We start from the raw sequence: 26,186 nt of genomic DNA, 5'->3' as shown, positions 1-26,186 counted from the left end.
GGGCGGCGCCGCCGGATTCCCGATCGGCTGGGTCACGGCCGTCATGCCGGTCGTCCGGAGAGCTCGCCGAGGGCGAACGTCCGGTCGGCGACGGTCCGCACGAAGTCGTCGTCGTGGGTCACTGCCACCACGGCGTGGCCCTCGTCGCGTAGTTCGGCCAACAGCGTGACCAGCTCGATCCAGGTGCGCCGGTCCTGGCCGAAGGTGGGCTCGTCCAAAACCAGCAGACGGGGGGCGGTGGCCAGGGCCGTCGCGACGCTCAGGCGGCGTGCTTCCCCGCCCGAGAGGGTGTACGGGTTGGCAGCGGCGAGTTTGGTCAGCCGCAGCCGCTCCAGCAGCGAGTCCACGGTGCCGGCGATCTCGGTGGGCGTCCGGCCGAGCCGCCGCGGGCCGACCGCCAGTTCGTCGGCGACCCGGGACGTCACGAACTGGTGCTCGGGGTTCTGGAAGACCGATCCGATCCGCGAGGTCAGCGTGGCCGCCCGCCACCGGTGCGGCGGTTTCGGGTCGCCGAACGCCGACACCCGCCCACCGGTCGGCGCGAGCAGCCCGCCCAGCACCAGCGCGAGGGTCGACTTCCCGGCCCCGTTCGGCCCGGTTACCGCGAGCACCTCACCGGCGCTGACCGACATCGAGACATCGTTGAGGCGCTTGTCGACGGCCACGTCCTCGGCGACAACAAGAGCGACCGCACGAGCGACCGCACGAGCGACCGCACGAGTGGCCGCGAGAGGCGACGTCGGCGAACCGGCAATAGCCCGCTGCGGGGCCAGCGGGAATCCCGGCACCCACACGCCCTCGTCGGCGAGGCGGTCACCGTATCCGGCGAACACCACCTCGGGGGTGCCGTCGGCCCGGATTCCGCCGCCCGCTTCGAGCACCACCACCCGGTCGACCAGCGGCAACGCCTCGGCGACCCGGTGTTCGACCAGGATGAGGGTGGATGACGACCGGGACCGGGTGATCGCCGTACGGACCAGGTCGGCGCCGGCCGGGTCGAGGTTGGCGGTCGGTTCGTCGAGCAGCAGCAGGCCCGGCCGCAGCGCTAGCACCCCGGCCAGCGCCAGCCGTTGCGCCTCGCCGCCGGACAGCGCCGCCGTCGACCGGGTGATCGGGTAGGGGAAGCCGACCCGGTCCAGGGCGTCGCTGACCCGGGGCCAGATCTCGGCGGCCGGCACTCCGCGATTTTCCAGGCCGAAGGCCACGTCGTCGCCGCTGCGGGCCATCACCAGCTGGGTCTGCGGGTCCTGGAAGACGATGCCGACCCGGTCGCGGGCGTCGGCGGGGGAGCGGCCGTCGATCTCGACGGTGCCGGCCTGTTCGCCCGAGTCGGCGGGGAGCAGGCCGGCCAGCGCGGCGAGCAGAGTGCTCTTGCCGGCCCCGGAGGGACCGAGCAGCAGCACCCGCTCGCCGTCGTCGATGCGCAGGTCGACGTCGCGGACCGCCCAGGCGCGACGGCCCGCGTGCCGCCAGCCGAAGCCGCGAAGAACGACGGTGCTCAAGGGTGGATCAGACGAGCGCGCGGGAGCGGCCGGCCGCGAACCGGTCGAGCACCCCGGTCTGGGCGAGGGCCCGCACCAGCAGCAGGCTGCCGAGACCGGCGATCACCAGCGAGGACGCCGCGGTGATCAGGATGTACGGCAGTCGCATGCTGGCCCAGGACGTGCCGGGGTACCAGACGAATGCGTCGTACACCGAGGCCACGATGCCGGCGGTGGCGCCGGCCAGCAGGGCCACCGGCAGGTTGTAGACCTTGTAGGCGAACGCCGCGAAGATCAGTTCGGCGCCGAGGGCTTCCAGCGGTCCCTGCACGACCAGGGTCCAGCCCCAGCTCGTGCCGATCGCGACGGACACCAGCGAGGCGAGGGTGAGGGTGTAGAACGCGGCGCCGGGCTTGCGCACGATCAGCGCGCCGAGCACCGCCGGGACCAGCCACATCCCGTAGAGGACGGCCCGTCCGGGGAGCGGGATGGCGTCGGCCGGCCCGTTCCAGAGCAGACCCCAGGCCCAGAAGATCACGCCGAACGCGACCGCGACGATCGAGGCGATCACGATGTCTATCGTGCGCCAGCGGTTGGAATTTGTTGCCATGGTTGCCTCCCAGCGGGTACCGGGAGGAGACGCAGCGCCGTGGAAATAAAGACCACGGCGCGGCTGGAGAAAAGACCGAGCTTCCTGCGCTGGCATTACCCAGATCAGGTACGAGGGTCTGCGGTTGCCCGCACTCTCAGCGCTGTGCGCTCCCCTGTCGGATTGCTTATGTTTCGATGACGCTAACACCGTTGGCAGTTCCGGGACAGCGAGGGAGCCATCACATGGAGATCAAGGCGCGCGGGATGACCTTCGACGTGTACGAGGGTGGCCCGGTCGACGGTGAGCCCGTTCTGCTGCTGCACGGTTTCCCGCAGAACCACCGCGAGTTCGACCTGATCCTGCCTCGCCTGCACGAGGCCGGCCTCCGCACGTACGCCGTCGACCAGCGCGGTTACTCGCCCGGCGCCCGCCCGGACAACGTCGGCGCCTACCGGATCACCGAGCCGGCCAAGGACGCCATCGCCGTCCTGGACGCCCTCGGCATCGAGAAGGCGCACGTCATCGGCCACGACTGGGGCGCGCAGGTCGGCTGGATCCTGGCCGCCCAGTACCCCGAGCGGGTGCGCACCCTCACCGCCGTGTCCGTCCCGCACCCGCGGGCGTTGCGCCTGGCCATGCGGGTCCGGCCGACCCAGCGGGCCCGGTTCAGCTACTTCGCGGTGTTCCGCAGCGCGATCGCCGAGCGGTTCCTGCTGGGCGCGAACGCGGCCGTGCTCAAGGCGATGCTGAGCCCGACCGGGGACCGCGCCACGCTGTACGTGGACGCGATGCGGGAACCAGGCGCGCTGACCGGCGGCCTCAACTGGTACCGCGCTTTCAGTGGCAGCGACCTGGGCGGCGTCGGCGTGATCACGGTCCCCACCACGTACGTCTGGAGTGACCGCGACGGTGTCGTCTCCCGCACCGCCGCGCTGCGCACCCGGGACTGGGTGGAGGCCGACTATCAGCTGGTCGTGCTGCGCGGGGTGAGCCACTGGGTGCCCGAGCAGGCGGCCGGCCCGCTCGCCACGTACGCCCTGGCGCGGATCACCGGCGGCGACCCGACACCGTCAGACCCAGCTTCTTGAGTTCCAGTTCGGCCAGGGCGTCGACTGCCTCGGCGTCGCCGTTGCGCCAGCTCTGCGCGATGTCGGGGCCGAGTTTGGCCAGTTCGTTCAACGGCTGACTGGCCAGCGCGCGCAGCGCCAGCAGATCACGGCCGGCGCTTTCACCGCGTACCGAAGAAGCCACCGCGGCCCGGCGCATCCACCGCAACCGCAGCGGAAGCCAGAAGAACAACACCAGCGCGAGCGGTACGGAGAGCGCGAGGATCGTCATGATCAGCGCCAGCTGATCGACGATCTCCTGCTGTTGCGCGCCCGCGTCGGCCAGCGAGCGGGCCGCGTCGGCGGCCCCGTTGAACGGTTTGACCAGCTGGTCACCGACCAGCGGGACCCGGCCGATCTTGCCGCCGGCGTCGGCCAGGTTGTCGGCGATGCCGCCGCCCGCGCTCTGCAGTTTCTGGCCCGGTACGGCCAGTTTCTCGACCATGTCGTGCACCCAGAGGCCGGCCCGGATCCACAGGTAGATCCAGATGACGACGATGATGTCGGTGAGCAGTTGGCGGATGGCGGTGGGGATCCGCTCGGCGTAAAGCTTCACGGGGCACAGCGTCCCACGTGGAACGACTCAGCGCTTGGCCGCGCACTCCGGGCAGGTGCCGAAGATCTCCATCGTGTGCGAGACGTCCACGAACCCGTGTTTCGCGGCCACCCGGTCGGCCCACGACTCGACCGCCGGGCCCTCGACCTCGACCGCCCGGCCGCAGGACCGGCAGACGAGGTGATGGTGGTGGCCCTGGCTGCACCGGCGGTAGAGGTGCTCGCCGCCGGGCGGGCGCATCACGTCGATCTCGCCGGCGTCGGCGAGGCCCTGCAGGGTGCGGTAGACGGTGGTGAGGCCGACGCGTTCGCCCCGGTCACGCAGGATGGCGTGCAGGTCCTGGGCGCTGTTGAAGCCCTCGGTCTCGTTGAGCACGGCGCTCACCGCGCTGCGCTGCTTGGTGTTTCGCTGCGCGGTCGAGTCGATGTTCACGGGCGGACCTCCCTCGCGTGGCTGACGGCGTCGGCGACGATGTGCGCGACATGGTCGTCCACCAGCGAGTATGCGATCTCCCGGCCCCGGCGCGCACCCCGCACCACGCCGGCCCCGCGCAGCACCCGCAGATGCTGGGACACCAGCGGCTGGGGTGCGCCGAGCTTTTCCACAAGTTCGTGCACGCAGCGTTCTCCCACACCGAGTTCGGCGACGATCGCGACACGGATCGGCGCGGACAGGGCGCGCAGTAGCTCCCCGGCCGACTCGTACGCCTCGTACCCGGTCACCGTCGTCATCGCAGTGCCCAACTTAGCGTGCGGAGCCGGTTCATCCTTGGAGGACGACATCGGGCGGCTCCACCTCCCGGGGATGCTGTGCGCGGCGGCGCAGCGCGCGGACGGCGCCGCCGCCGGCCGCGATCGCCACGAAGGCGGCGAGCGCGATGATGACGGTGGTCGCGCCGGGCGCGGTGTCCACCTCGGCCGAGACGGCCACGCCGACGCCGGCGGCGCCGAGGCCGATCAGCATGGCCAGCGCCATGGTGCTGCGAAAACCCCGGGTGACCTGCTGGGCGGCGGCGACCGGCACGACCATCAAGGCCGAGACCAGGAGCAATCCGACCGTACGCATGGCGATGGTCACGGTTACCGCGGTGGTCACCGCCATCAGCAGATTGAGGGTACGCACGGGCAGGCCGCTGACCTTGGCGTACTCCTCGTCGTTGCAGACCGCGAACAGTGCCGGGCGGAACACCGTCATGGTGATCAGCACCGCCGCGCCGAGCGCCACGATGATCACCACGTCCTGCGGTGAGGTGGTGATCAGCGAACCGAACAGGTACTGCATCAGGTTGGCGTTGCTGCTGTCGTCGGAGAGCCCGACCAGCACCACGCCGCCCGCGATGCCGCCGTAGAACAGCAGCGCCAGGGCCAGGTCGCCGGAGGTGCGGCCGCGCTGGCGGATCAGCTCGATGCCGACCGCGCCGAGCGCGGAGACGATGACCGCGCTGATCACCGGGGAGTGGTGCAGCAGCAGGCCCACGCCGACGCCGGTGAGCGCCACGTGCCCGATGCCGTCGCCGATCAGCGACAGCCGCCGTTGCACCAGGTAGATGCCGAGGGCCGGGGCGGCCAGGCCGATCACCAGCGCGCCGATCAGCGCCCGGATCATGAAGTCGTACTGGAAGAGGTCCATCAGCCCGCTGTCATCCGGTCGGCCGGTGCCCACTCGCAGATGGCGGCCTTCTCCAGGGCGGCGTGCGGGTGCACGTGGTCGTGGTCGGGGTCGGCGTGGTGGCCGGCCGGCTCGGGCGGAATGCCCTCGTGGGCGATGCGGCCCTCGTGCACCACGACGGCCCGGTCGATCAGCGGCCGCAGCGGGCCCAGCTCGTGCGCGACCAGCAGGATCGTGCCGCCGCCGGCCGCGAACCGGCCCAGCGCCGCGGCGAACGCCTCCTGGCTGGCGGCGTCCACGCCGGCCGTGGGCTCATCGAGGACCAGCAGGTCGGGCCGGCCGGCCAGGGCGCGGGCGATCAGGGTGCGCTGCTGCTGGCCGCCGGACAGGGTCGACACCGGGTCGCCGATCCGGTCGAGCAGGCCGACGTCGCGCAGGGCGGCCTGGACGGCGGCCTTGTCGGCGGCACCGGCCGGGCGGAAGATGCCGCGGCGGGCCAGCCGGCCGGAGGCCACCACCTCGCCGACCGTAGCCGGCACCCCGCTGCCGGCGCCGAGCCGCTGCGGAACGTAACCGACCCGGGCCCAGTCCCGGAATTTGCGCTGGGCGGTGCCGAACAGGTCGATCTCGCCGCGGGCGGCCGGGACCAGGCCGAGGATCGTGCGGATCAGGGTGGACTTGCCGGAACCGTTGGCGCCGAGAATGGCGACGACCTCGCCGCCGGTGACGGCGAGCGAGACGTCGTGCAGGATCTCCCGGCCGTCGTAACCCACGGCCAGGTGGCGTACGTCGACGGCGCCCTTCACATCAGCGGCGGTCATGAGGTGCACCCCAATGCCTCGGTCAGGGCGGCCAGATTGGCCCGCATGACGGTGAAGTAGTCGGACGACGTGTCGGTCAGCCCCTCGAGCGGGTCCAGCACGGCGGTCTTGGCGCCGACCTCACGAGCGATGGTCTCGGCCACCTTCGGGCTCACCAGTGTCTCGAAGAAGATCGTCGTGGTGCCGGTCTCCCGGGCCTGCTCGGCCACCGCGGCGAGGCGCTGCGGGGACGGCTCGGCCTCGGGCGAGATGCCGGTGATGCCGACCTGGGTGAGGCCGTAGCGGGTGGCCAGGTAGTTGAACGCGCTGTGACTGGTGACCAGCTCATGCCGCTGACAACTCGCCAGGCTCTTCGCGTACTCCTGGTTGAGGCTTTGAAGTTGGGTTTGCAGTTCTTGGGCCTTGGCCCGGTAGGCCGCGGCGTTGGCCGGGTCGGCGGCGGCCATCTTCTCGCCGAGCGCGCCCGCGATGGTGCTGAACCGGACCGGGTCGAGCCAGACGTGCGGGTCGCGGCTGCCGCCCTCCGGCTCCTCGGATTTCTCGGTGTAGGGCAGCAACTCGACCACCGAGGCGACGTCGAACGCGCGGTCCTTCGCCTCCTGCGCGACCGCGGTGTCGACGGCCGGCTGGAAACCGTTCAGGTAGACCGCGAGGCCCGCGTCGGCGACGTCGGCGACCTGGCGCGGGTTGAGCTCCACGTCGTGCGGCTCGGCGCCGGGCTTGGTGAGATTGGTAACGGTCACCGTGTCGCCGCCGATGCGCTCGCTGAGGAACTGCAGCGGGTAGAAGGCGGTGACCACGTTCAGCTTGCCGTCGGCCTGGGCCGGCCGGTCGGCGCACCCGGCCACCACGGCGAGGGTGAGCAGGGCGGCGAGCAGAACGCGGGGCATAGCACCCACTGTCGCTGACAATGATAATGATTGTCAAAAGCGCATGGGTTTTACACAGCCTTCGCTATGACTGCGGCCAGCAGCAGCACCAGCATCACCACGCGCAGGACCCGGGTCGACGGGCGCTGCACCGGCCAGGTGGTGAACGTCAGCGTGGCCAGGCCCGCCGCGAGCAGGAACAACAGGGCCGCGCCGACGATCCCCGGCAGGAACATCCCGGCCAGCATCAGGACCAGCGCCACGATGAACGCGGTGGTCGGGTTCACCCGGGCCAACCGGCGCAGCAGGTTGTCGGACGTCGCCACCATGTCGCCTCCTAGCGCTGCGTACGCTCGTCGCATGCTCGTGCTCAACCGCTTCGTCGTCCCGCCGGACACGCATGACGGCTTCGTTGTCCGGGCGCACGCCGCCCTGACCGCGCTGGCCGAACGACCCGGCTATCTCTCCGGCCGGCTCACCCGCGCGATCGACGACCCCGCCCACTGGACCCTCGTCACCGAGTGGGAGTCCGTCGGAGCCTACCGGCGGGCGCTGAGTGGATTCGACGTCAAGGTCCACGCCACCCCGCTGCTGGCCGAGTCGGTCGACGCGCCGTCGGCCTTCGAGACGCTGGCCAGTGCCGCGCCCGGTGGCGAGGTGGTCGTGACGGCCAGTGACCGGGCCGCGGACCCCTGGCGCTGACGACTAATCTGGCTTCATGACGACGGCCCCTTCTGTTCCTGGCCCGCCCGGCCCGCCGCCGGGGCCCGGCGTCTACCCGCCCTTCCCGGCGCCGCCGGTCGAGGGCAAGGGCAAGCGGGTCGGCTGGGGCGTCGGCATCGCGGCCGGGGTCGTCGTGCTGATCTGCGGCGGGGGGCTGGCCGCGCTGATCGGCATCGGGGTGTCCGCCACCGGCGCCATGCAGGAGCGGGCCGAGGCCGCCGTCTCCGACTATCTCGACGCCGTCCAGGCCAAACGCTACGACGACGCGTACGACCTGCTCTGCGACAGCACCCGGGAGGACGAGAGCTCGGCCGAGTTCCGGGCCCGGATCACCGGCCAGGAAGCCATCACCGAGTACACCTTCGGCGACTTCAACATCGTCAACATGAGCCTGCCGGTCGACGTCACCTATCTCAACGGCGCGTCCGCCGAGGTCTCGGCCGCCCTTGAGCAGGACACCGACACGGGCGATTTCGAAGTGTGCTCGCTCGGGGAGTAATCTCGCTGTTTGTCCCGATCTTTTGTTGATCACCGCCTGCGATGTCCCCGCCGACACCCAGCCGGCGTAGGAGGAACATGCCCGCCGATCGAATCGATGCCGTCGTCTCCCTGGCCAAGCGCCGGGGTTTCGTCTTCCCCTCCAGTGAGATCTACGGAGGAACCCGCTCGGCCTGGGACTACGGTCCGCTGGGCGTGGAGCTGAAGGAGAACGTCCGCCGCCAGTGGTGGCGCACGATGGTTCAGCAGCGCGACGACATCGTCGGCCTCGACTCCGCCGTCATCCTGTCCCGCGACGTGTGGGCGGCCTCCGGTCACCTCGAGGCGTTCGTCGACCCGCTGACCGAGTGCCAGTCCTGCCACAAGCGGTTCCGCGCCGACCATCTCGAGGAGGCGTGGGAGGCCAAGCACGGCTCGCTGCCGTCCTCGCTGCAGGAGCTGAACTGCCCGAACTGCGGCAACAAGGGCACCTTCACCGAGCCGAAGATGTTCAACGGCCTGATGAAGACCTACCTGGGCCCCACCGAGAGCGCCGACGGGCTGCACTACCTGCGCCCGGAGACCGCCCAGGGCATCTTCGTGAACTACAACAACGTGGCCACCGCGGCGCGTAAGAAGCCGCCGTTCGGCATCGCCCAGGTCGGCAAGAGCTTCCGCAACGAGATCACCCCGGGCAACTTCATCTTCCGTACGCGTGAGTTCGAGCAGATGGAGATGGAGTTCTTCGTCGAGCCCGGCAAGGACGAGGAGTGGCACGAGTACTGGTTGCAGCAGCGCTGGAACTGGTACCGCGACCTGGGCCTGTCGGAGAGCAACCTGCGCTTCTTCGAGCACCCCAAGGAGAAGCTCTCGCACTACTCCAAGCGCACGGTCGACATCGAGTACCGCTTCCAGTTCGGCGGCACCGAGTTCGCCGAGCTCGAGGGCATCGCGAACCGCACCGACTTCGACCTCACCACGCACTCCAAGCACTCCGGCGTCGACCTGTCGTACTTCGACCAGGAGAAGCAGGAACGCTGGATGCCGTACGTGATCGAGCCGGCCGCCGGCCTGACCCGCGCGGTGCTCGCGTTCCTCCTCGAGGCGTACGACGAGGACGAGGCGCCCAACACCAAGGGCGGCGTCGACAAGCGCACGGTGATGCGCTTCGACCCGCGCCTGGCGCCGATCAAGGTGGCGGTGCTGCCGCTGTCGCGTAACCCCGAGCTGTCCCCGAAGGCCCGTGGCCTGGCCGACACGCTGCGCAAGCGCTGGATCGTCGAGTTCGACGACTCGCAGGCGATCGGCCGGCGTTACCGCCGCCAGGACGAGATCGGTACGCCGTTCTGCGTCACGGTCGACTTCGACACCCTCACCGACGACGCGGTGACGGTGCGCGACCGCGACACCATGAAGCAGGAGCGGGTCGCCCTCGACCAGATCGAGGACTACCTGCTCAAGCGCCTGCCCGGCTGCTGATCCTCGTCATCTTCTAGAAGGCGAAGCCGCCTGGCCGGCCGTTCCGGTCCGCGATGAGCCCGGCCAAGGTCGCGATAGCGATCTCGGCCGGGGTCCGCGCCCCGATGTTGAGCCCGATCGGCCGGTGCACCCGCGCGATCTGCTCGTCCGGCACGCCGAGCTCGCGCAGCATCGCCACGTGCGGCCCCTCGATGGCCGGCTTCCCGAGAGTGCCGATCCACCGGGTCCGCGCCGCCAGCGTCTCCTTGAGCACGGTGCCGATCTCGGCCCGGTGATGGTCGCTGAGCACGACGTCGGTGCTCTCATCCAGCTCGGCCGCGGCCAGATCGTGCACGACCCGATCGCCGTGCGCCCGCGGTGTCCCCTGAAGCCGTGACTCATCCGGCTCGACGAGCACCGCCTGAAACCCGGCGTCCACCCCAAGCCGAAGCATCGCCTCCGCCGTAGGCGACTCAAACACCACAACCAGCCGCCGCGGACTCAACCCATTACTCACAACCCGACTGTGCCAGATCCACACCCACCCCGCGGCCTAGATGCAAGACACGTTGTCGTGCGCCTAGAATCTATGCACATCGAGACGCGGCTTGGAAAGCAATAACCCCGGCAGCATGCCGAAGCAGAGGCGACCGGGGTCTTCGCCGCAAAGCCTAACGCGCGACGGGGTGGATTTGTCCGGGGTTTCTGCTCAAAATTTACCAGCGCCTAGGGGTCGCTGGACCAGTAGGCCTTGGACTAGTATTTCGGGCGAGGCGATCCCCATGCCGGACAGCACAGTCCGGCCGCATCTCTCACCCCGGAGGAACCCACATGACCGCTACCCTCGACGAGCGCGTTACCGACCTGGAGGGGCGTCGACCGCACACTGCGACCCTGGACCAGCACACCGAGATGCTGACGCGGCTCACGGCGACGGTGGACCGGCAAACTGCGACGCTGCGCGAACACACCATCACCCTGGCTCACCACACACTGACCCTGGACTCCATGCAGGGCGGGGTGCAGCAGCTGATCGGCATGGTTGACACGCTGATTCACCGCGACGACTCCCGGTAAGCCGGGCGGGCGATTCGGGGTCGCCGGGCTGGGCGTGTCACGCTTGGGGGCGTGACTGCACCGCTCATGCTCGGCGACCACGTCGTCAACCCGCCCGTTGTGCTCGCTCCGATGGCGGGCATCACCAACGTGGCCTTTCGGCGGCTCTGCCGGGAGCAGGGTGGCGGGGTCTACGTGTGCGAGATGATCACCACTCGGGCGCTGGTGGAGCGGATTCCCAAGACGCTCAAGATGATCGCGTTCGCCGAGGATGAAGGGTTTCGCAGCCTTCAGCTCTACGGGGTCGACCCGGACGTGACCGCGGCTGCGGTGCGGATGATCGGTGAGGACGGCCTGGCCGATCACGTCGACCTCAACTTCGGGTGTCCGGTGCCCAAGGTCACCCGGCGTGGGGGTGGGTCGGCGCTGCCGTGGCGGCGGCGGCTGTTCGGGCGGATCGTGTCGCAGGCCGTGGCGGCGGCCAAGCCCTTCGGCATTCCGCTCACCATCAAGATGCGCAAGGGCATCGACGACGACCACCTGACGTACGTCGAGGCGGGCCTCGCCGCGCAGGAAGCGGGCGTCGCCGCGGTGGCGCTGCACGCGCGCACCGCCGAGCAGCGCTACTCCGGCAAGGCCGACTGGGACGCCATCGCCACTCTCAAGCAGGCCCTCGACGTGCCGGTGCTCGGCAACGGGGACATCTGGGAGGGCTCCGACGCGTTGCGCATGGTCGCGCACACCGGCGTCGACGGGGTCGTCGTGGGCCGGGGCTGCCTGGGGCGGCCGTGGCTGTTCGCCGACCTGGAGGCCGCGTTCACCCAGGGCGGCGACTACCGGCCGGTGCTGCCGGCCCTCGGCGAGGTCGCGAAGATCATGTCCCGGCACGCCGAGCTGCTTGTCGACGCGCTGGGCGACGAGAAGCACGGCTGCGCCGACTTCCGTAAGCACATCGCCTGGTATTTGAAGGGTTTCCCGGTCGGTGGGGACCTGCGCCGCAGCCTCGCCATGATCTCCTCGCTGGCCGAGCTGGACGACCTGCTCGGGATGCTCGACCCGGCACTGCCGTTCCCGGCCGACGCGCTGGGTCAGCCGCGCGGCCGGGTGAACGCCCCGGGCAAGGTCTCCCTGCCGTACGGCTGGCTCGACAGCCGGGACGACGAGTCGGTCCCCGAGGGCGCCGAAACCGACGAATCGGGCGGCTGACCGATGCTGGGAACGGGAAAGGCCGGGGTCGACACGATCCGGGCGGTACTCGGCGGTGAGCTCAGCCTGGAAGAGGGCCTCGACGCGCTCACCGTCGCACCGGACGCCGATGCCGCGCTCGCCCAGGCGGTGGCGGCGGCCGTCGACCGGCTCTTCCAGGCCGGGTGGCAGCCGGCCGAGCTGCACCGGGTGGTGGCCCGGCTCGGCGACCCGGTGCAGGCCCAGGTGGTCGCCGATGCGGCCAAGGCCTATCTCGCGAGGTTCGCCGACGTCGACCCGCGCTGGCGCGGCCAGGCCGAGGAACTGCCGCGCGGCACCGTCCGGGCCGACCGGATCAAGCGCAACGACGCCACCCTCGGGCTCCTGCTCGAACTGCGCCGACTCCCGCGCATCGAAGCCCTGGTCCCGCCCCCCGGCACCGTCGCCGCCACCCGCTATCAGGGGGCCGACAACCGCATCCTGGAACGGGTGCGCGCCCTGCTGGCCAAGGCCGAGAGCACCGACTTCCCGGCCGAGGCGGAGGCGTTCTCGGCCAAGGCCCAGGAACTGATCGCCAAGCACAGCATCGAATCGGTGCTCACCGCCGTGCCGGAAGCGGCCCCGCTGGCCCGCCGGGTCGGCGTCGACCATCCCTACGAGAGCGAGAAGGCTGCTCTTCTCGACGCGGTCGCCCGGGCCAACCACTGCCACACCGTCTGGTCACCCGAACTGGCCTTCTCCACCGTTTTCGGATTCGACGCCGACATCGACGCGGTCGAATTGCTCTACACGTCGCTGCTGGTGCAGGCGAACCGGGCGATGGCCCGCGACGAACCGGCCAAGGGCAAAGCCCGGATCAAAGCGTTCCGGCGCAGTTTCCTGGTCGCCTACGCCCATCGCATCGGCGAACGGCTCGAGTCGACCACCCGCCACGAGATCGAGCGGCACACCGATCTGCTGCCGGTGTTGCGCAGCCGCGATCTGAAGGTGCAGGAGGCGTTGACGCGCGCTTTCCCCCGTACCGTCAAGGCCCGCGGCAGCCGGGTCGACAGCCTCGAGGGATGGGAATCCGGCCGCGCCGCGGCCGACGAGGCCAAATTGGGTTGACCGGGGCGCGACGATAAGGGCATGCATCCGGTTTGACGCTGAACGCCGCTGCTCTACGCCGTCCGTGCCCTCGGGGACGGAGTCCTGCTCTACCCGGTCTACGCGCTGCTGTTCGCCGACGCGGGCCTGACGACCGGTCAGATCTCCACGCTGTTCGTGATCTGGTCGGTGGTCTCGTTCGCCTTCGAGGTGCCCTCCGGCGCGCTGGCCGACGCGTGGTCCCGCCGCGGCCTCTACACGATCGGTCAGATCCTGATCGGCGCCGGTTACGCGCTGTGGCTGGTCTGGCCGGCGTTCCCGGGCTTCGCGCTGGGCTTCGTGCTGTGGGGGATCGGCGGCGCGCTGACCTCCGGCACCCTCGAGGCGCTCGTCTACGACCAGGTCGGCGACGACTACGCCAAGGTCATCGGCCGGGCCGGCACGGTCGGCATCCTCGCGATGACCGCCGCCACGCTGCTGGCCGCGCCGGCCTTCGCGGTGGGCGGCTACCGGCTGGTGGGCATCGCCAGCGTCGCGGTGGTCACCCTCAGTGGTCTGCTCGCGCTGGGCTTGCCCGATTCGAGGGGTACGGGCGGGGAAGGCCCCGGTTATGCGGCACTGCTGCGGTCCGGTCTGCGGGAATCGGTCAAGAGCCGGCGGATTGTTCTCGCTCTCGCGGTCGCGGCACTGCTGCCGGGATTCAGCGCGCTCGACGAATATCTGCCGCTGCTCGCCCGGGAGAAAGGCGCGCCCACGGTAGCCGTACCGCTGATTTATGCCTTGACCGCGCTCGCGATGGCCGCGGGAAGCGCGCTCGCCGGACGTTTCGCCGCGCGGCCAATTCTCGGGTGCTCAGTCGCGGGAGCGGCGGCCTTACTTGCCGCCGGCGTTCTCATTCCGCACCTGGCCGGGATGGTCGTCATTTCGGCCGCGTTCGGGCTGCTGCAATTCGCGATGGTGCGGGGGGAGACCCGGCTTCAGGACGAGATCACCGGGCCGGCCCGCACCACCGTGCTGTCGGTGAGCGGCTTCGGGGCGGAGGTGTTCGCCGTCCTGCTGTACGCGTGGTTCGCGCTGCCACTGGCATTGACGCCGTTGTTCGCGCTCGCCGCGATCCCGTTACTGCTCACCGCCGTTCTGGAAATCGTCCGCCGGGGATGAGGGACAACCCGCGACGGCGGCTCACGATGACCGCATGACGACCTTCACGGTGTGGCGGTTCGACAGCCCGGACGGCGCGCAGCGGGCCGCCGAGACGCTCAAGAACGCGCAGTCCGACGGCCTGGTCAAACTGCTCGACCACGCGGTGATCACCTGGCCGCCGGGCGCCGCGCAGCCGCAACGGCTGCACGGGCACGACGGGGTGTGGCGCGGGGCCGGCTGGGGCGCGTTCTGGGGGTTGCTGGCCGGCACGCTGTTCCTGGTCCCGGTGGTCGGCGGCGCGGCCGGCGCCGCGATCGGCGCGATCAGCAAGGCCACCGAGGACGCCGGCATCACCAAGGAACAGCTGACCAGGATCCGCACCGAGATCACCGAGGGAACATCCGCGCTGTTCCTGGTCACCGACGCCGGCAACCTCGACCGCCTCGGCGAACGCTTCCACGGCCTGGGCGAACACTCCCGCCTCATCGACACGAACCTGACCGATGGCGAACGGGAGATCCTGCTCGAGACCTTCGGCGGCGCCTCGGCGAACCCGCAGCCCTACTAGAGGCCCGCACCCCTACTAAAGGCCCGCAGCCCTGCTAAAGGCCCGCACCCCTACTAAAGGCCCGCACCCCTACTAAAGGCCCGCAGCCCTGCTAAAGGCCCGCAGCCCTGCTAAAGGCCCGCAGCCCTGCTAAAGGCCCGCAGCCCTGCTAAAGAGGTAAAAAGGCGGGGAGGGCGGATCGCCCTCCCCGCCGGGAGCGGGCACGGTGGGCGCCGGTCAGACGTCGAGGTCGTTTTCGATGCGGCGTAGCTGGTGGCGGGCCATGGCCAGGTTGGACCGGTCGCGGCGCAGGGCCACGTAGAGGAACAGGCCCTTGCCGGAGCGGCTGGTCAGCGGGCGGATCAGGTGGTACTGGCTTTCCAGGGTGATGAGGATGTCCTCGATCTTCTCGGAGATGTTGAGCATCTCCATCGCCCGCAGCTTGGCCCGGACCACGTCGGTGTTGCCGGCGGCGGCGACCGTCAGGTCGAGTTCCTTGCCGCCGCCGACGGTGCCCAGCGCCATGCCGCTCGTGTGGTCCACGAGGGCGACGCCCACGGCGCCGTCGATTTCCATGATCTCTTTGAGTGCGGTGTCCATATCGGGCATGGGATGGTCCTCCGTTGCGGTGGGATGGCGGTCCGCCGCGTCGCCGGCGGTACCGGGGTGATCAGCCGGTCGCCTGCCGGCGCCGGGCGTTGTCGGGCAGGGTGGCCATCGGCGTGCGCCGCGTCAGCGGTGCGGCTTGGCCGGCCTGCGCTGGGCCGGGCTGAGTGGGACTGTGCTGGCTGGGAATGGCCGGACGCATCTGTGGTTTTGCCTCGAGGACGAGGATCCGGACGAGGCGCCGTACGCATCGGCGTGCCTCGAGGTGGACCATCGCGAGGTTGGCGTCCCCGGACGTGACCAGGGTGAGCAGTGTGTTCTGGCCCGCGGTGTAGGTGGTGATGTAGCCGCGATCGCACTCGACGACCGACTCCCGCAGGCTGCCGTGGTTCACCGCGTGGGCGAACCGCCGGGCCAGCGCCAGGTGCGCGGCGGCCAGCGCGGCGAGACCGTCCGGTTCCAGGCCGTGCGCGTCGTGCGCGACCACCAGCCCGTCGGTGCTCGCGAGCACGCTGCCGGACAGTTCCGGCAGCCGGGAGCGCAGGCGGTCGAGCTCCTGGAGCACCGCCGGATCCACCGTCATCCTCGGTCGGCCTTTCTCTTCTGGTCTCGGGAACGCGTCGGAAAAGGGGGTGCGCGTGTCACCGCAGGCCCCGCAATGCGGTGCGGATCCGCTTGAGCAGCACCTCGTCGGTGCCGGGATGGATCTGCGCGGGTTCGGCGGCCACCTCTTTCGGCAGCTTCGCGCCCGGTTTTCGGCGGGCCAGCCGGGGCGGCCGGTACACCGTGCCGTTCGCGTTGGTGTCCTCGGCGACAACCGGCGGCGGGGGTGGCGCGGGGGGAGGGTCGGGGGCCGCTGGGCGCACGCCGGACACGACCGGCACGACCGCCACGGCGGGGGAGTCGACGGGACCCGCCCGATGCCGGCGCGCGTCCACCGCGGTGCCGCGGGCCCGGGGCAGCCTGACGAATTCGGGAGCTTCCGCCCGTACCTCCGGAAGTTCCAGCAGACCCAGCGCCGCGAGGCGCCGCAGCTCCTGGATGGTCGCGAAGCCGGCGCGGCCCAGCAGTAACGCCAGGTCGGCCGGGGTGCGCTGGCCGTCGGCGTGCACCAGCAGCTCCCACTGCGGCGCGGTCAGCGTGATCCGCTCCCGCGGCGGCCGGGACACCGGCGTGACCACCGCCGTGTCGATCCGGGGGTCCGGGAAGATGTCGTCGAGCATCTTCGCCCGGCGGCGCACCTCCCGGTCCACCGCCGCCGGGTCGATGTGCGCGATCGGGCCCAGCCAGTGCATGGCGCCACCGAGGAACTCGACCGGCGCGGACGCCGGCGACAGCGCGAAGTACGCCGCGTCGTAGGTCGCGCCGAGCACGCACAACTCCAGCTCGCCCTGGGTGAGATGGCCCTGCTCGACCAGCAGCCGGCCCACCCGGGCGGTGGAGGTGCCCTGGTCCAGGGCGGTCTGCCAGGTCCGGCCGGCCAGCCGGCCGGACGCGGTGAGCAACTCGCCGACCCCGGGCGCGGCCGGCGACTCGGCGTAGATGACCCGGCCCTCGAGGACGTAGACCGCGCCGCCCGGGTGGCCCCCGACCACCAGGGCGCCGGTCTGCCGGTCGGCCGCCACCTGGGTGAACAGGCGGGCCGGCGCGGCGGTCTTCGAGGTGGTCACCCGGTCTCTCCTCACGTGGCGATCAGGTCATCGGCGAGTTTCTGCATCCGGCGGCGGGCCACCGCGAGGTTCCCCTGCTGCCGGTCCAGCCAGACGTAGAGGACGAGCCGACTGTCGAAATCGGTATGTACGAGGCGGAGCAGGTGATAGCCGCCGGCCGTCGTGATGATCAGGTCTTCCAACAGGTCGTGCGGTACCGCCGAGACGAACAGGGACCGGCTGGTGGCCGCCTGGACCACGTCGGCCGTGCCGGCCGCAGCCGCCTCGTGGTCGGAATTCGGTGCGGTTCCCGTCGTGGCGACCGGGAAGCCGGTGGTGTAGTCGACGATGCTGGCGCCGACCGCGCCAGGAATCGCCATGGCCTCCTGCAGACAGTGATCGACGCCGGGCACGTCACTCCCTCAGCGCTGGTGTCCCCCCACTGGACGGTGACGAACGTCCCTGTTGTCACCGTGCGCCATCCTGCGGCGACCATGACCCGACAAGTCGCACCCGATGTGCGTCATGGTCGGCGAGACTCGCAGCGGCGCCGTTGCGGGCCGATCGCTCCCAGCCAATGCCGCTCGCCCGGGACCAGCCGCAGCGGCGCCCCGCCGGACCGCAGCAACTCGCCGGCCGCGTCGGCGACGGTCACCGACACCCGCGACGCCAGCTCGTTCTGCCCGATCAGGCCCTCGCGCATCAGCACCCGCCCGACCCGGCAACCGGCGCGGCCCTCGGCCACCGCCGACGACCACGCCGCCCGGCTCAGCCGCCCGGAGGCGACCAGCCGCTCGCCGAGACCGGGACAGGACGAGGTCTCGGCGTACGCGATCCGGCCGCCCACCAGATGGAGCACGCCGCCCGGCGTGCCACCCACGTGCAGCGCCCCGGTCCACCCGGCCGTACCCAGCTCGCTCAGCAAAAGCCGCAATCGCTCCACGCCTCGCATGGTTCGAGGCCATCGAGGGTCGTCGTCGCACGGCCGGTGCGGGTGCTCAGGACGAGGGTCCCCCGACCGGGGCGCGTAACATGATCGTCACTTTTCGATAAGGGGGGCGCCATATGCCGGTCCGCTGGGAACAGATCGTCGTGGACGCGGAGGATGCGCACCGGCTGGCCCGCTGGTGGGCCGAGGCTCTCGGTTACGTGATCGTGCACGAGGCCCCCGACGAGGTGGAGATCCGGCGCACCCCCGACGAACTGCCCGGCCTGCTGTTCACCCCGGTACCGGACGCCAAGACCGTCAAGAACCGCCTGCACATCGACCTGCGCCCGGACGATCAGGAGGTGGAGGTCGAGCGGCTGGTGAACATGGGCGCCCGCCTGGCCGACGTCGGCCAGCACGACGTCTCCTGGGTGGTGCTCGCCGACCCGGAGGGCAACGAGTTCTGCGTGCTCGCGTCCAAGCGAGCCTAATAGCGGAAACGGGCCATCAGCGTCTGGATCTCGCCGGCCGCCGTGCTCACCACCTCGGCGGAGGTGCGCGTCGTGTTCGCCCCCTCCGCCGTCGACTCCGTCGAACGGGTGATGTTGGTGACCGTGCCGGAGATCTCGCCGGCCGCCGCCGACACCTCACCGACGTTGCGCGACATCAGCTCGGTCGTCGCCGACTGCTGCTCCACCGCCGCCGCGATCATCCGCTGACCGTCGTCGATCTGCGCGATCACCTCGGTGATCGAGGCGATCGCGGCCGCCGTCCCGTTCGTCATCTCCTGGATCGCCGAGATCTTCGCGGTGATGTCCGCGGTCGCCTGCGCGGTCTCCTGGGCCAGGTCCTTCACCTCGGTCGCCACCACCGCGAACCCCTTGCCGGCCGCACCGGCCCGGGCCGCCTCGATCGTCGCGTTCAACGCCAGCAGGTTGGTCTGCTCGGCGATATTGGTGATCAGCTGCACGATGTCGCCGACCTCCCGGCTCGCCTCGCTCAGCTTGGCCACCGCCTCGGCGGTCCGTGCCGCGTCCCGGGTCGCCGCGCTCGTGGTCGCCGTGGCCACCTCGGTCTGCCGGGCGATCTCCCGGATCGACGCCGACAGCTCGTTGGTCGCGGTCATCATGTCGCCCACCGCCGACGACACGTTCTGGGCCGACGCGTCCGCGCTGCGCGCCTGCGCCGAGGTCTGCTCGGCCGAGGTGTCCAGCTCGCCGGCGAGCGTCCGCAGATCACCGCTCGCCGCGGTCAGCGTCCCGATGCTCAGCGCCGTCGCGGCCACCGTCTGCCGCAACGCCCCCATCGCCCCGTTCAGCGCGCCGGCCATCTCGCCCAGCTCGTCGCGGTGCAGCACCGGCACCTGAACGGTCAGATCACAATCGGCCACCGCGCGCAGGCCGGTCACCATCTCCCGCAACGGCCGGCGGATCGCCCGCAGCGTCCGCCAGCCGGCCAGCACCGTGATCAGGATGCCGGCCAGGCCGGCCAGCCCGATGATCCAGTCGCTCTTCTGGGCCGACGAGACACCCTGCTCGCTGGCCGCCAGCACGGCCGCGCCCATCGCGTCGTCGAGCGCCCCGAGGTCCTCCTCGAGCTCCGCGTAGATGGTCAGATAGTCCTTGAGTTCGGTGGGGTCCCGGCTGCTGACGACCTGCGCGGCGGTGTCCGCGTAGACCACCAGCCGGGGCCGCACCCGGGTGTATTCGTCGGTCAGATCGGCCGGTGCCTCGGCCGCCGCCGTGTCGTAGTTCTCCAGAATTGTCTTACCGTGCTCGGCGACCTCGTTGCCGGCCGCCGAGCGGTAGTACATCGCCGACATCACGTCCGCCCGCAACGCGTCGTGCATCATGTCGGCGTTCCACTGGTGGCTCATCCCGTCCGACACCCGGGCGATGTCCCGGTTCGCGTCCGCCTGCACGTGCGAGCTGTAGATCGCGAAACCCACCACCAGCGCCACCGACACCAGCCCGGCCGCGCCCATCATCAGCAGGCGGGCGACGATGGTCATACTCCGGCCGGCCGGAGAAACGGACTCCACGGCTACTACATCGGCAACCGATACGAGCTGCTTAGGCTGGGATCATGACGGCGCTCGACGCCCAGAGGTGGCTTACCGAACCGACCAAGGACAGCGGCTACGGAAGGACGCCCTACCAGCGCGATCGGGCTCGCGTTCTGCACTCGGCCGGCTTCCGCCGGCTGGCGTCCAAGACCCAGGTGCACACGGCCGGGTCCGACGACTTCCTGCGTACGCGGCTGACGCACTCGCTGGAGGTCGCCCAGATCTCCCGCGAGATGGGCGCCCGGCTCGGCTGCGACCCGGACGTCGTCGACGTCGCCGGACTGGCCCACGACCTCGGCCACCCGCCCTTCGGGCACAACGGCGAACACGCCCTCGACGCGGTCGCCCAGTCCTGCGGCGGCTTCGAGGGCAACGCGCAGACCCTGCGCGTCCTCACCCGCCTGGAGGCCAAGGTCCCCGGCGCCGGCCTCAACCTCACCCGCGCCTCCCTCGACGCCTGCGCCAAATACCCCTGGCCCCGCAAACCTTCAACCCGCAAATTCGGGGTGTACGCCGATGACCGCCCCGTTTTCGACTGGATGCACCCGGCTGAGCTGGGCGAACGCCGCTGCCTCGAAGCGCAGGTGATGGACTGGGCCGACGACGTCGCCTACTCCGTGCACGATGTCGAGGACGGCGTGCACGGCGGCTACCTCACCCTGCGGCCGCTGCTGGCCGACCCGGACGAGCGGGCCGCGCTCTGCGCCGACGTCGCCGCCACCTACTCCGACGAGCCGGCCGACGCGCTGGCCGCCGCCCTCGAACAACTTCTCGCCGACCCGGCCGTCGCGCCGGTCGCCGACTACGACGGCACGTTCGCCGCGCAGGTCGCCCTCAAACGGATGACCAGCATCCTCACCGGCCGGTTCGTCGCCTCGGCGGTCGGTGCCACGCAGAGCCGCTACGGTACCGATCCGGTCCGCCGGTACGAGGCCGACCTCATCGTGCCGCGCACTGTCCGTAACCAGTGCGCGCTGCTGAAGGGCATGGCGTTGCGCTACGTGATGCGGACCCGGGCCGCCGAGGACTGGTACGACCAGCAGCGCACGATCCTCGTCGAGTTGGTGCAGGCTCTGACCCGTACGCCGGAGAGGTTGGATCTGGTTTTCGGGCCTTTGCACGCCGCCGCCGAGAGTGACGCCGCCGCACTCAGAGTGGTCGTCGACCAGGTCGCGTCGCTCACCGACCACGCCGCCGCGGCGTGGCACCGGACCCTGGTGGCGGCGCGCACCTGACGCGAGGCAGGATGTATGCCGTGGCGGGCAGGGTCAAGGACGAGGACATCGCGCTGGTCCGCGACCGCACGTCGATCGCCGACATCATCGGCGAGACGGTGACGCTGCGGTCGGCCGGCGGCGGCAACCTGAAGGGCCTGTGCCCTTTCCACGACGAGAAGACCCCGTCGTTCACGGTGGCTCCCGCCCGGAATGTCTACTTTTGCCACGGGTGCGGCCAGGGTGGCGACGCCATCAAGTACCTGATGGACGCGGAGCATCTGTCGTTCATCGAGTCGATTGAGCGGCTGGCTTCGCGGGCCGGGATTCAGCTTCGGTATGAGACCGACAATTCGCCCAGCCCGGGGCCGCGGCCGCAGGCCGGGCAGCGGCAGCGGCTGCTCGCGGCGCATGTCGCCGCGTCCGATTTCTACCGTGAGCAGCTCAGCACGCCGGGGGCGCGCAAGGCGCGGGAGTTCCTCGCCCAGCGCGGGTTCGGGCGGGACGCCGCCGAGCGGTACGGCTGCGGGTTCGCGCCGGACTCGTGGGACGCCCTGGCCAAGCATCTGCGGATGAAGGGCTTCACGGCCGACGAGCTGAACACCGCCGGGCTGACCAAGCCGGCCCGGTCCGGTTCGCTCATCGACCGGTTCCGGCGCCGGCTGCTGTGGCCGATCAAGGATCTGACCGGCGACGTGATCGGGTTCGGCGCGCGCAAGCTGTTCGACGACGATGACGGCCCGAAATACCTGAACACGCCGGAGTCGCCGCTCTACAAGAAGTCGCACGTGCTCTACGGCATCGACCAGGCGAAACGCGAGATCGCGAAGCGTGGCCGGGCGGTCATCGTGGAGGGTTACACCGACGTGATGGCGTGCCACGAGGCGGGCGAGCCGACGGCGGTGGCGACCTGCGGCACGGCGTTCGGGATCGATCACATCGGGGTGCTGCGCCGGCTGCTGATGGACAGCGACAGCTTCACCGGCGAGATCATCTACACCTTCGACGGGGACGCGGCCGGGCAGAAGGCGGCGCTGCGCGCCTTCGAGGAGGACCAGCGGTTCGTCGGGCGCACGTTCATCGCGGTCAGCCCGGACAACATGGACCCGTGCGAGTTGCGGCTGGCCCGGGGCGATCTCGCGGTGCGCGACATGATCGCCGGGCGGGAACCGCTCGTCGACTTCGCGTTGCGGCACACGATCGGCAAGTTCGATCTGGACACGGTGGAGGGCCGGGTCGAGGCGATGCGCCGGGCCGCCCCGCTGGTCGCCAAGATCAAGGACCGGGAAAAACGTCCGGAGTACGCGCGGAAGCTGGCCGGCGACCTCGGGATGGACCTGGAACCGGTGCAGCGGGCGGTGAACTCGGCCCTGCGTGGTGCCGCCTCGGAGGAGGCGTCCCGGCCGGCCGCGCGGACCCCCTTGGCCCCGCAGCGGCTGGTCGAGCGCGAGTCGCTGAAACTGGCGCTGCAGGAGCCGGTGCTGGCCGGGCCGATGTTCGACACGGTCGGTGCCGAGGACTACGGCGACCCGGTCTACCAGGCGATCCGGACGGCCATCGCCGCGGCCGGGGGCGCCTCGTCGGCGTCGTCGGGTGGCGTGGTGTGGATCGAGAAGGTGCGCGACTGCTGCGACGACCTGGCCGGCAAGGGGCTGATCTCGGAGCTGTCGGTCGAGCCGCTGCGCACCGACGGCGTGGTCGATCCGCGCTATGTGCAGATCACCCTGGCGAGGTTGCAGGTGGGTTCGGTGACCACCCGGATTCGTGATCTGAAGTCGAAGGTGCAGCGGCTGAACCCGGTGGCGCACAAGGATGAGTACCTGGCGTTGGCCGGCGAGCTCTTCTCCCTCGAACAGCAGGCGCGCGCGTTGCGCGATCAGGCGGCAGGTGGACTGTGAACCTTCTTCGACGTAGGCCCAAGCTCCCGGCGGCGCTGCGGCCCGCGCTGGGCCCGGACGAGCGGGTGGTGGCCTGGGCCGCCCTCGACGGCGACCAGGCGCTGGTCGCCACCAACCACGGGTTGTGGCTCCCGGGTGGGAAGCAGCTGGGCTGGCACGAGATCCACAAGGCGGCGTGGTCCGGCCGGGAGCTGCGGATCACCCCGGCCGAGCTGGCCGAGGACCGCACGGAGTACGTCGTGCTGGTCGACGGCCCGGTGGTGAGTTACCTGCTGCTGGAGCCGGGCCAGCTGCCCGATCAGGTGCGCAGCCGGGTGACCCGGTCGGTGGCGTACACGTCGCATCATCCGCTGAACGCCGGCGGGGTGCGGGTGGTGGGCCGGCGGGTGCCCGGGAAGAACGGGCTGAGCTGGGCGGTCCGCTACGACGCGGGCACGCCGGTGAAGCTGCCGGCGGTCACCGAGCTGACCGGTCAGCTGGTGGCGGCGGCGCAGGAGGCCACCGCCCCGCCGGAGTGATTTCTGTCGTACCCCCGATCTAGGGTCATCGCCGTGGATTCCCTCATACATGCGCGCGGACTGGTGAAGCGGTTCGGCGATTTCACGGCGGTCGACGGCATCGACGTCGATGTGCGCCGGGGCGAGGCGTTCGGGTTCCTCGGCCCGAACGGCGCCGGCAAGAGTTCGACAATGCGCATGATCGGGTGTGTGTCCCCGCCGACCGACGGTGTGCTGCGCATTCTCGGGCTGGACCCGCGGCGGGACGGGCCGAAGATCCGCGCGAAGCTCGGAGTGTGCCCTCAGCTCGACAATCTGGACATCGAGCTGACCGTCCGGGAAAACCTGTCGACCTACGCCCGGTTCTTCGGGATTCCGCGCAAGGTGGCCCGGCAGCGGGCCGCCGAGTTGCTGGAGTTCGTGCAGCTGACCGAGCGTGGTGACAGCAAGGTCGAGCCGCTGTCCGGCGGCATGAAACGGCGGCTGACGATCGCCCGGGCGCTGGTCAACGAGCCCGAGATCGTGCTGCTCGACGAGCCGACCACCGGTCTCGACCCGCAGGCCCGGCACCTGGTGTGGGAGCGGCTGTTCCGGCTCAAGCAGCAGGGCGTGACGCTGGTGCTGACCACGCATTACATGGACGAGGCCGAGCAGCTGTGCGACCGGCTGGTGGTGATGGACGCCGGCCGGATCGTGGCCGAGGGTTCGCCGCGGGCGCTGATCGAGCAGTATTCGACGCGCGAGGTGGTGGAGTTGCGGTTCGCCGCCGAGTCGCAGGAGCCCTACGCGGAGAAGCTGGCCGGCCTGGGCGAGCGGCTCGAGGTGCTGCCCGATCGCATCCTGCTCTACGTGACCGACGGCGACGCGGCGGTGGCCGAGGTGCAGCACCGGTCGCTGGCCCCGGCCAGCGTGCTGGTCCGGCGCAGCAGCCTGGAGGACGTGTTCCTGCACCTCACCGGCCGAACGCTGGTGGACTGATGGTCGCCGGGGCGTACGTGTTGGAGTACCACCTGGTCAACTATCGCCGCACCTGGCGGTCGAGCGCGCTGTCCACGCTGGTCCTGCCGCTGCTGACGATGGTGGGGTTCGGGGTCGGCGTCGGGGCCTACGTGTCCGGCGGGGTCGGCGGGGTGCCCTATCTCGACTGGATCGTGCCGGGCCTGATCGCGTCGACCGCGGTGCAGACCGCGTTCGGCGAGGCGACCTGGCCGGTGCTGAGCTACTTCGAGTGGCTGAAGGTCTACTTCGCCCAGGCCGCGGCGCCGCTGCGGGTGGGTGACATCCTCGGCGGTCACCTGGCGTTCATGGTGTTCCGGGTGCTGACCAGCGCGGCGGCGTTCCTCGGGGTGGCGGCGCTGTTCGGGGCGGTGCACTCGTGGTGGGCGCCGATGACCCTGGTGGTGTCGCTGCTGGTCGGGCTGGCGGTGGCGGCGCCGACGGTGGCCTACAGCGCGAGCATCAGCAGCGACAGCTACCTGGCGATCCTGATGCGGTTCGCGGTGCTGCCGATGTCACTGTTCTCCGGGGTGTTCTTCCCGGTGGAGTCGCTGCCGGTGGTGCTGCGCTGGGTGGCCTACGCGCTGCCGCTGTGGCACGGCGTCGAGCTGAGCCGGGACTCGATGCTGGGGCTCGCGCCGGGCTGGCTCGGCCTGCTGCACGTGGTCTATCTGCTCCTCTGGTGCGCGGCCGGGTGGCTGCTGGCGCACCGGCTGTTCCAGCGCCGGTTGGCGGTCTGACATGGTGACTTTCGTTCTGCCGCGACTGGTCTCGTTCGAGGGGATGGGCCGGCGGTCCGCGTCGGTGACCGAGCGCAACATCAACACCCTGCGCTCGACGTACTGGGTGGTGATGGTCTCCGGCTTCCTGGAGCCGGTGCTCTATCTGTTCTCGATCGGCGTCGGGGTCGGCGACCTGATCGGTGACATCGCGCTGCCGGACGGCCGTCTCGTCGGCTACGCCGAGTTCGTGGCGCCGGCCATGCTGGCGGCGTCCGCGATGACCGGCGCGCTGTCCGAGACGACCTTCAACTTCTTCGGGAAGATGAAGTTCATGCGGCTGTACGAGGGGATCCTCGCGACGCCGGTGCGGCCCATCGAGATCGCCCTGGGCGAGCTGGCCTGGGCGATGGTGCGCGGGGTGCTCTACTCGGCCGCGTTCCTGGTGATCATGGTGGCGATGGACCTGACGTCGTCGGCCCGGGCCCTCGCGATGCTTCCGGCCGCGGTCCTGATCGGCTTCGCCTTCGGCGCGCTCGGCATGACGATCTCCACGTTGATCCGCAGCTGGCAGGAGTTCGACCTGATCTTCTCGGGGCAGTTCGCGCTGTTCCTGTTCTCCGGCACGTTCGTGCCCGCGACGGCTTATCCCGACTGGTTGCGCTGGGTGATCGAGGCGACCCCGCTGTACCGGTCGGTCGACCTGGCCCGCGCGCTGAGCCTGGGCCCGGTGGGCTGGACCCAGGCTCTGGACGTGCTCTACCTGCTGGCTCTGCTGGGGCTCGGCCTCGCGGTGGCGGGCCGCCGGATGACCGGGATGCTGTGCAAGTGAGCGGCTGCTTCTTGGACAAATAGGACGGCGGCCGCGCATCAGCCGAAGCTGGTGCGCGGCCGCCGGGTGCGCCG

At 70.6% G+C, this 26,186-nt stretch carries 32 protein-coding genes and 1 riboswitch; of the genes, 16 read left to right on the top strand and 16 right to left on the bottom strand.

Annotated elements, in window-relative coordinates:
- Window positions 1-41: 41 nt before the first annotated feature.
- Window positions 42-1,502 (bottom strand): ABC transporter ATP-binding protein, encoded by a 1,461-nt coding sequence (locus Ate02nite_RS45300; RefSeq protein ID WP_203814173.1) that lies wholly within the window; start codon window positions 1,500-1,502, stop codon window positions 42-44.
- 7 nt (window positions 1,503-1,509) lie between these two features.
- Window positions 1,510-2,091, bottom strand: a complete 582-nt coding sequence (locus Ate02nite_RS45295) for an ECF transporter S component (protein ID WP_203814172.1) — start codon at window positions 2,089-2,091, stop codon at window positions 1,510-1,512.
- Between the two features lie 63 nt (window positions 2,092-2,154).
- A riboswitch (TPP riboswitch) is annotated at window positions 2,155-2,257 on the bottom strand.
- Window positions 2,258-2,315: 58 nt separating this feature from the next.
- Between Ate02nite_RS45295 and Ate02nite_RS45290 the strand changes: the two genes are divergently transcribed.
- A complete protein-coding gene (locus Ate02nite_RS45290; protein ID WP_203814171.1) occupies window positions 2,316-3,161 on the top strand; it encodes an alpha/beta fold hydrolase in 846 nt (281 codons plus the stop codon).
- Here Ate02nite_RS45290 and Ate02nite_RS45285 read toward each other — a convergent pair.
- Genes Ate02nite_RS45285 through Ate02nite_RS45255 form a run of 7 tightly spaced genes read right to left on the bottom strand, consistent with a single transcriptional unit; the run spans window position 3,121 to window position 7,362 of the window.
- Window positions 3,121-3,735, bottom strand: a complete 615-nt coding sequence (locus Ate02nite_RS45285; RefSeq protein ID WP_203814170.1) for a hypothetical protein — start codon at window positions 3,733-3,735, stop codon at window positions 3,121-3,123. The genes Ate02nite_RS45290 and Ate02nite_RS45285 overlap by 41 nt on opposite strands.
- A 27-nt stretch (window positions 3,736-3,762) precedes the next feature.
- Entirely contained in the window at window positions 3,763-4,167 is a 405-nt protein-coding gene (locus Ate02nite_RS45280) for a Fur family transcriptional regulator (RefSeq protein ID WP_203814169.1), read from the bottom strand.
- Entirely contained in the window at window positions 4,164-4,466 is a 303-nt protein-coding gene (locus tag Ate02nite_RS45275) for an ArsR/SmtB family transcription factor (protein ID WP_203814168.1), read from the bottom strand. Before Ate02nite_RS45275 ends, Ate02nite_RS45280 begins: the two co-directional genes overlap by 4 nt.
- A 31-nt stretch (window positions 4,467-4,497) precedes the next feature.
- Complete coding sequence (locus tag Ate02nite_RS45270; protein ID WP_203814167.1) at window positions 4,498-5,364, bottom strand: metal ABC transporter permease; 867 nt, start codon at window positions 5,362-5,364, stop codon at window positions 4,498-4,500.
- On the bottom strand, window positions 5,364-6,164 hold the full coding sequence (locus tag Ate02nite_RS45265) for a metal ABC transporter ATP-binding protein (protein WP_203814166.1): 801 nt from the start codon (window positions 6,162-6,164) through the stop codon (window positions 5,364-5,366). Before Ate02nite_RS45265 ends, Ate02nite_RS45270 begins: the two co-directional genes overlap by 1 nt.
- Window positions 6,161-7,054, bottom strand: coding sequence for a metal ABC transporter substrate-binding protein (locus tag Ate02nite_RS45260; RefSeq protein ID WP_203814165.1), 894 nt, complete (start codon window positions 7,052-7,054; stop codon window positions 6,161-6,163). The genes Ate02nite_RS45265 and Ate02nite_RS45260 overlap by 4 nt, the downstream gene beginning before the upstream one ends.
- A 50-nt stretch (window positions 7,055-7,104) precedes the next feature.
- On the bottom strand, window positions 7,105-7,362 hold the full coding sequence (locus Ate02nite_RS45255; RefSeq protein ID WP_438871329.1) for a DUF6703 family protein: 258 nt from the start codon (window positions 7,360-7,362) through the stop codon (window positions 7,105-7,107).
- A gap of 31 nt (window positions 7,363-7,393) precedes the next feature.
- On the opposite strand from Ate02nite_RS45255, the gene Ate02nite_RS45250 reads away from it, so the two are divergent.
- The 3 genes from Ate02nite_RS45250 to Ate02nite_RS45240 all read left to right on the top strand — a co-directional run bounded on the left by Ate02nite_RS45250 (window position 7,394) and on the right by Ate02nite_RS45240 (window position 9,712).
- Window positions 7,394-7,735, top strand: a complete 342-nt coding sequence (locus Ate02nite_RS45250) for an antibiotic biosynthesis monooxygenase family protein (protein ID WP_203814164.1) — start codon at window positions 7,394-7,396, stop codon at window positions 7,733-7,735.
- Window positions 7,736-7,751: 16 nt separating this feature from the next.
- Window positions 7,752-8,255 (top strand): Rv0361 family membrane protein, encoded by a 504-nt coding sequence (locus Ate02nite_RS45245; RefSeq protein WP_203814163.1) that lies wholly within the window; start codon window positions 7,752-7,754, stop codon window positions 8,253-8,255.
- Window positions 8,256-8,332: 77 nt separating this feature from the next.
- On the top strand, window positions 8,333-9,712 hold the full coding sequence (locus Ate02nite_RS45240; RefSeq protein WP_203814162.1) for a glycine--tRNA ligase: 1,380 nt from the start codon (window positions 8,333-8,335) through the stop codon (window positions 9,710-9,712).
- 13 nt (window positions 9,713-9,725) lie between these two features.
- Here the strand turns inward: Ate02nite_RS45240 and Ate02nite_RS45235 are convergent, their stop codons facing one another.
- Window positions 9,726-10,172, bottom strand: coding sequence for an XdhC family protein (locus Ate02nite_RS45235; protein WP_203814161.1), 447 nt, complete (start codon window positions 10,170-10,172; stop codon window positions 9,726-9,728).
- A 350-nt stretch (window positions 10,173-10,522) separates the two neighbouring features.
- Here Ate02nite_RS45235 and Ate02nite_RS45230 point away from each other — a divergent pair, with 350 nt between their 5' ends.
- From Ate02nite_RS45230 to Ate02nite_RS45210, 5 genes are all read left to right on the top strand, one after another.
- Window positions 10,523-10,768 carry a hypothetical protein gene (locus Ate02nite_RS45230; protein WP_203814160.1) on the top strand — a complete coding sequence of 82 codons (246 nt, stop codon included), beginning with the start codon at window positions 10,523-10,525 and terminating at the stop codon, window positions 10,766-10,768.
- Window positions 10,769-10,834: 66 nt separating this feature from the next.
- Entirely contained in the window at window positions 10,835-11,953 is a 1,119-nt protein-coding gene (gene dusB / locus Ate02nite_RS45225) for a tRNA dihydrouridine synthase DusB (protein ID WP_203814276.1), read from the top strand.
- 3 nt (window positions 11,954-11,956) lie between these two features.
- On the top strand, window positions 11,957-13,039 hold the full coding sequence (locus Ate02nite_RS45220; RefSeq protein WP_203814159.1) for a DUF2786 domain-containing protein: 1,083 nt from the start codon (window positions 11,957-11,959) through the stop codon (window positions 13,037-13,039).
- A 48-nt stretch (window positions 13,040-13,087) separates the two neighbouring features.
- Entirely contained in the window at window positions 13,088-14,179 is a 1,092-nt protein-coding gene (locus Ate02nite_RS45215; protein WP_203814275.1) for an MFS transporter, read from the top strand.
- Window positions 14,180-14,213: 34 nt separating this feature from the next.
- Window positions 14,214-14,729 carry a DUF1269 domain-containing protein gene (locus tag Ate02nite_RS45210; RefSeq protein WP_203814158.1) on the top strand — a complete coding sequence of 172 codons (516 nt, stop codon included), beginning with the start codon at window positions 14,214-14,216 and terminating at the stop codon, window positions 14,727-14,729.
- Window positions 14,730-14,945: 216 nt separating this feature from the next.
- Here Ate02nite_RS45210 and Ate02nite_RS45205 read toward each other — a convergent pair whose 3' ends face one another.
- From Ate02nite_RS45205 to Ate02nite_RS45185, 5 genes are all read right to left on the bottom strand, one after another.
- On the bottom strand, window positions 14,946-15,317 hold the full coding sequence (locus Ate02nite_RS45205; protein WP_203814157.1) for a hypothetical protein: 372 nt from the start codon (window positions 15,315-15,317) through the stop codon (window positions 14,946-14,948).
- Window positions 15,318-15,378: 61 nt separating this feature from the next.
- Window positions 15,379-15,897 carry a roadblock/LC7 domain-containing protein gene (locus Ate02nite_RS45200; RefSeq protein WP_203814156.1) on the bottom strand — a complete coding sequence of 173 codons (519 nt, stop codon included), beginning with the start codon at window positions 15,895-15,897 and terminating at the stop codon, window positions 15,379-15,381.
- Window positions 15,898-15,955: 58 nt separating this feature from the next.
- Window positions 15,956-16,984: a DUF4388 domain-containing protein gene (locus tag Ate02nite_RS45195; RefSeq protein WP_203814155.1), complete on the bottom strand. Its 1,029-nt coding sequence runs from the start codon at window positions 16,982-16,984 to the stop codon at window positions 15,956-15,958.
- Window positions 16,985-16,995: 11 nt separating this feature from the next.
- Window positions 16,996-17,376 carry a roadblock/LC7 domain-containing protein gene (locus Ate02nite_RS45190; RefSeq protein WP_203814154.1) on the bottom strand — a complete coding sequence of 127 codons (381 nt, stop codon included), beginning with the start codon at window positions 17,374-17,376 and terminating at the stop codon, window positions 16,996-16,998.
- A 110-nt stretch (window positions 17,377-17,486) separates the two neighbouring features.
- Window positions 17,487-17,906 carry a hypothetical protein gene (locus Ate02nite_RS45185; protein WP_203814153.1) on the bottom strand — a complete coding sequence of 140 codons (420 nt, stop codon included), beginning with the start codon at window positions 17,904-17,906 and terminating at the stop codon, window positions 17,487-17,489.
- A 122-nt stretch (window positions 17,907-18,028) separates the two neighbouring features.
- On the opposite strand from Ate02nite_RS45185, the gene Ate02nite_RS45180 reads away from it, so the two are divergent.
- Window positions 18,029-18,382, top strand: a complete 354-nt coding sequence (locus Ate02nite_RS45180; protein ID WP_203814152.1) for a VOC family protein — start codon at window positions 18,029-18,031, stop codon at window positions 18,380-18,382.
- On the opposite strand, the gene Ate02nite_RS45175 is transcribed toward Ate02nite_RS45180, so the two are convergent.
- Window positions 18,379-19,932 (bottom strand): methyl-accepting chemotaxis protein, encoded by a 1,554-nt coding sequence (locus Ate02nite_RS45175; RefSeq protein WP_239148179.1) that lies wholly within the window; start codon window positions 19,930-19,932, stop codon window positions 18,379-18,381. The two genes, Ate02nite_RS45180 and Ate02nite_RS45175, sit on opposite strands and share 4 nt — an antisense overlap.
- Before the next feature lie 44 nt (window positions 19,933-19,976).
- On the opposite strand from Ate02nite_RS45175, the gene Ate02nite_RS45170 reads away from it, so the two are divergent.
- From Ate02nite_RS45170 to Ate02nite_RS45145, 6 genes are read left to right on the top strand one after another with little or no spacing between them, the layout of a single operon-like run.
- Window positions 19,977-21,191, top strand: a complete 1,215-nt coding sequence (locus tag Ate02nite_RS45170; RefSeq protein WP_203814151.1) for a deoxyguanosinetriphosphate triphosphohydrolase — start codon at window positions 19,977-19,979, stop codon at window positions 21,189-21,191.
- Between the two features lie 11 nt (window positions 21,192-21,202).
- Complete coding sequence (gene dnaG / locus Ate02nite_RS45165) at window positions 21,203-23,068, top strand: DNA primase (RefSeq protein WP_203814150.1); 1,866 nt, start codon at window positions 21,203-21,205, stop codon at window positions 23,066-23,068.
- Window positions 23,065-23,586, top strand: coding sequence for a hypothetical protein (locus tag Ate02nite_RS45160; RefSeq protein ID WP_203814149.1), 522 nt, complete (start codon window positions 23,065-23,067; stop codon window positions 23,584-23,586). The genes dnaG and Ate02nite_RS45160 overlap by 4 nt, the downstream gene beginning before the upstream one ends.
- 33 nt (window positions 23,587-23,619) lie before the next feature.
- Window positions 23,620-24,543 (top strand): ABC transporter ATP-binding protein, encoded by a 924-nt coding sequence (locus Ate02nite_RS45155; RefSeq protein ID WP_203814148.1) that lies wholly within the window; start codon window positions 23,620-23,622, stop codon window positions 24,541-24,543.
- Window positions 24,543-25,301 (top strand): ABC transporter permease, encoded by a 759-nt coding sequence (locus tag Ate02nite_RS45150; RefSeq protein ID WP_203814147.1) that lies wholly within the window; start codon window positions 24,543-24,545, stop codon window positions 25,299-25,301. The genes Ate02nite_RS45155 and Ate02nite_RS45150 overlap by 1 nt, the downstream gene beginning before the upstream one ends.
- A gap of 1 nt (window position 25,302) precedes the next feature.
- Window positions 25,303-26,112: an ABC transporter permease gene (locus tag Ate02nite_RS45145; protein WP_203814146.1), complete on the top strand. Its 810-nt coding sequence runs from the start codon at window positions 25,303-25,305 to the stop codon at window positions 26,110-26,112.
- Window positions 26,113-26,186 lie beyond the last annotated feature (74 nt).

This window comes from Paractinoplanes tereljensis, from assembly GCF_016862435.1.
GTDB classification, from domain to species: Bacteria; Actinomycetota; Actinomycetes; order Mycobacteriales; family Micromonosporaceae; genus Actinoplanes; species Actinoplanes tereljensis.
The sequence above is the reverse complement of the archived record's forward strand: the minus strand, read 5'-3'. Positions and strand labels throughout refer to the sequence as shown.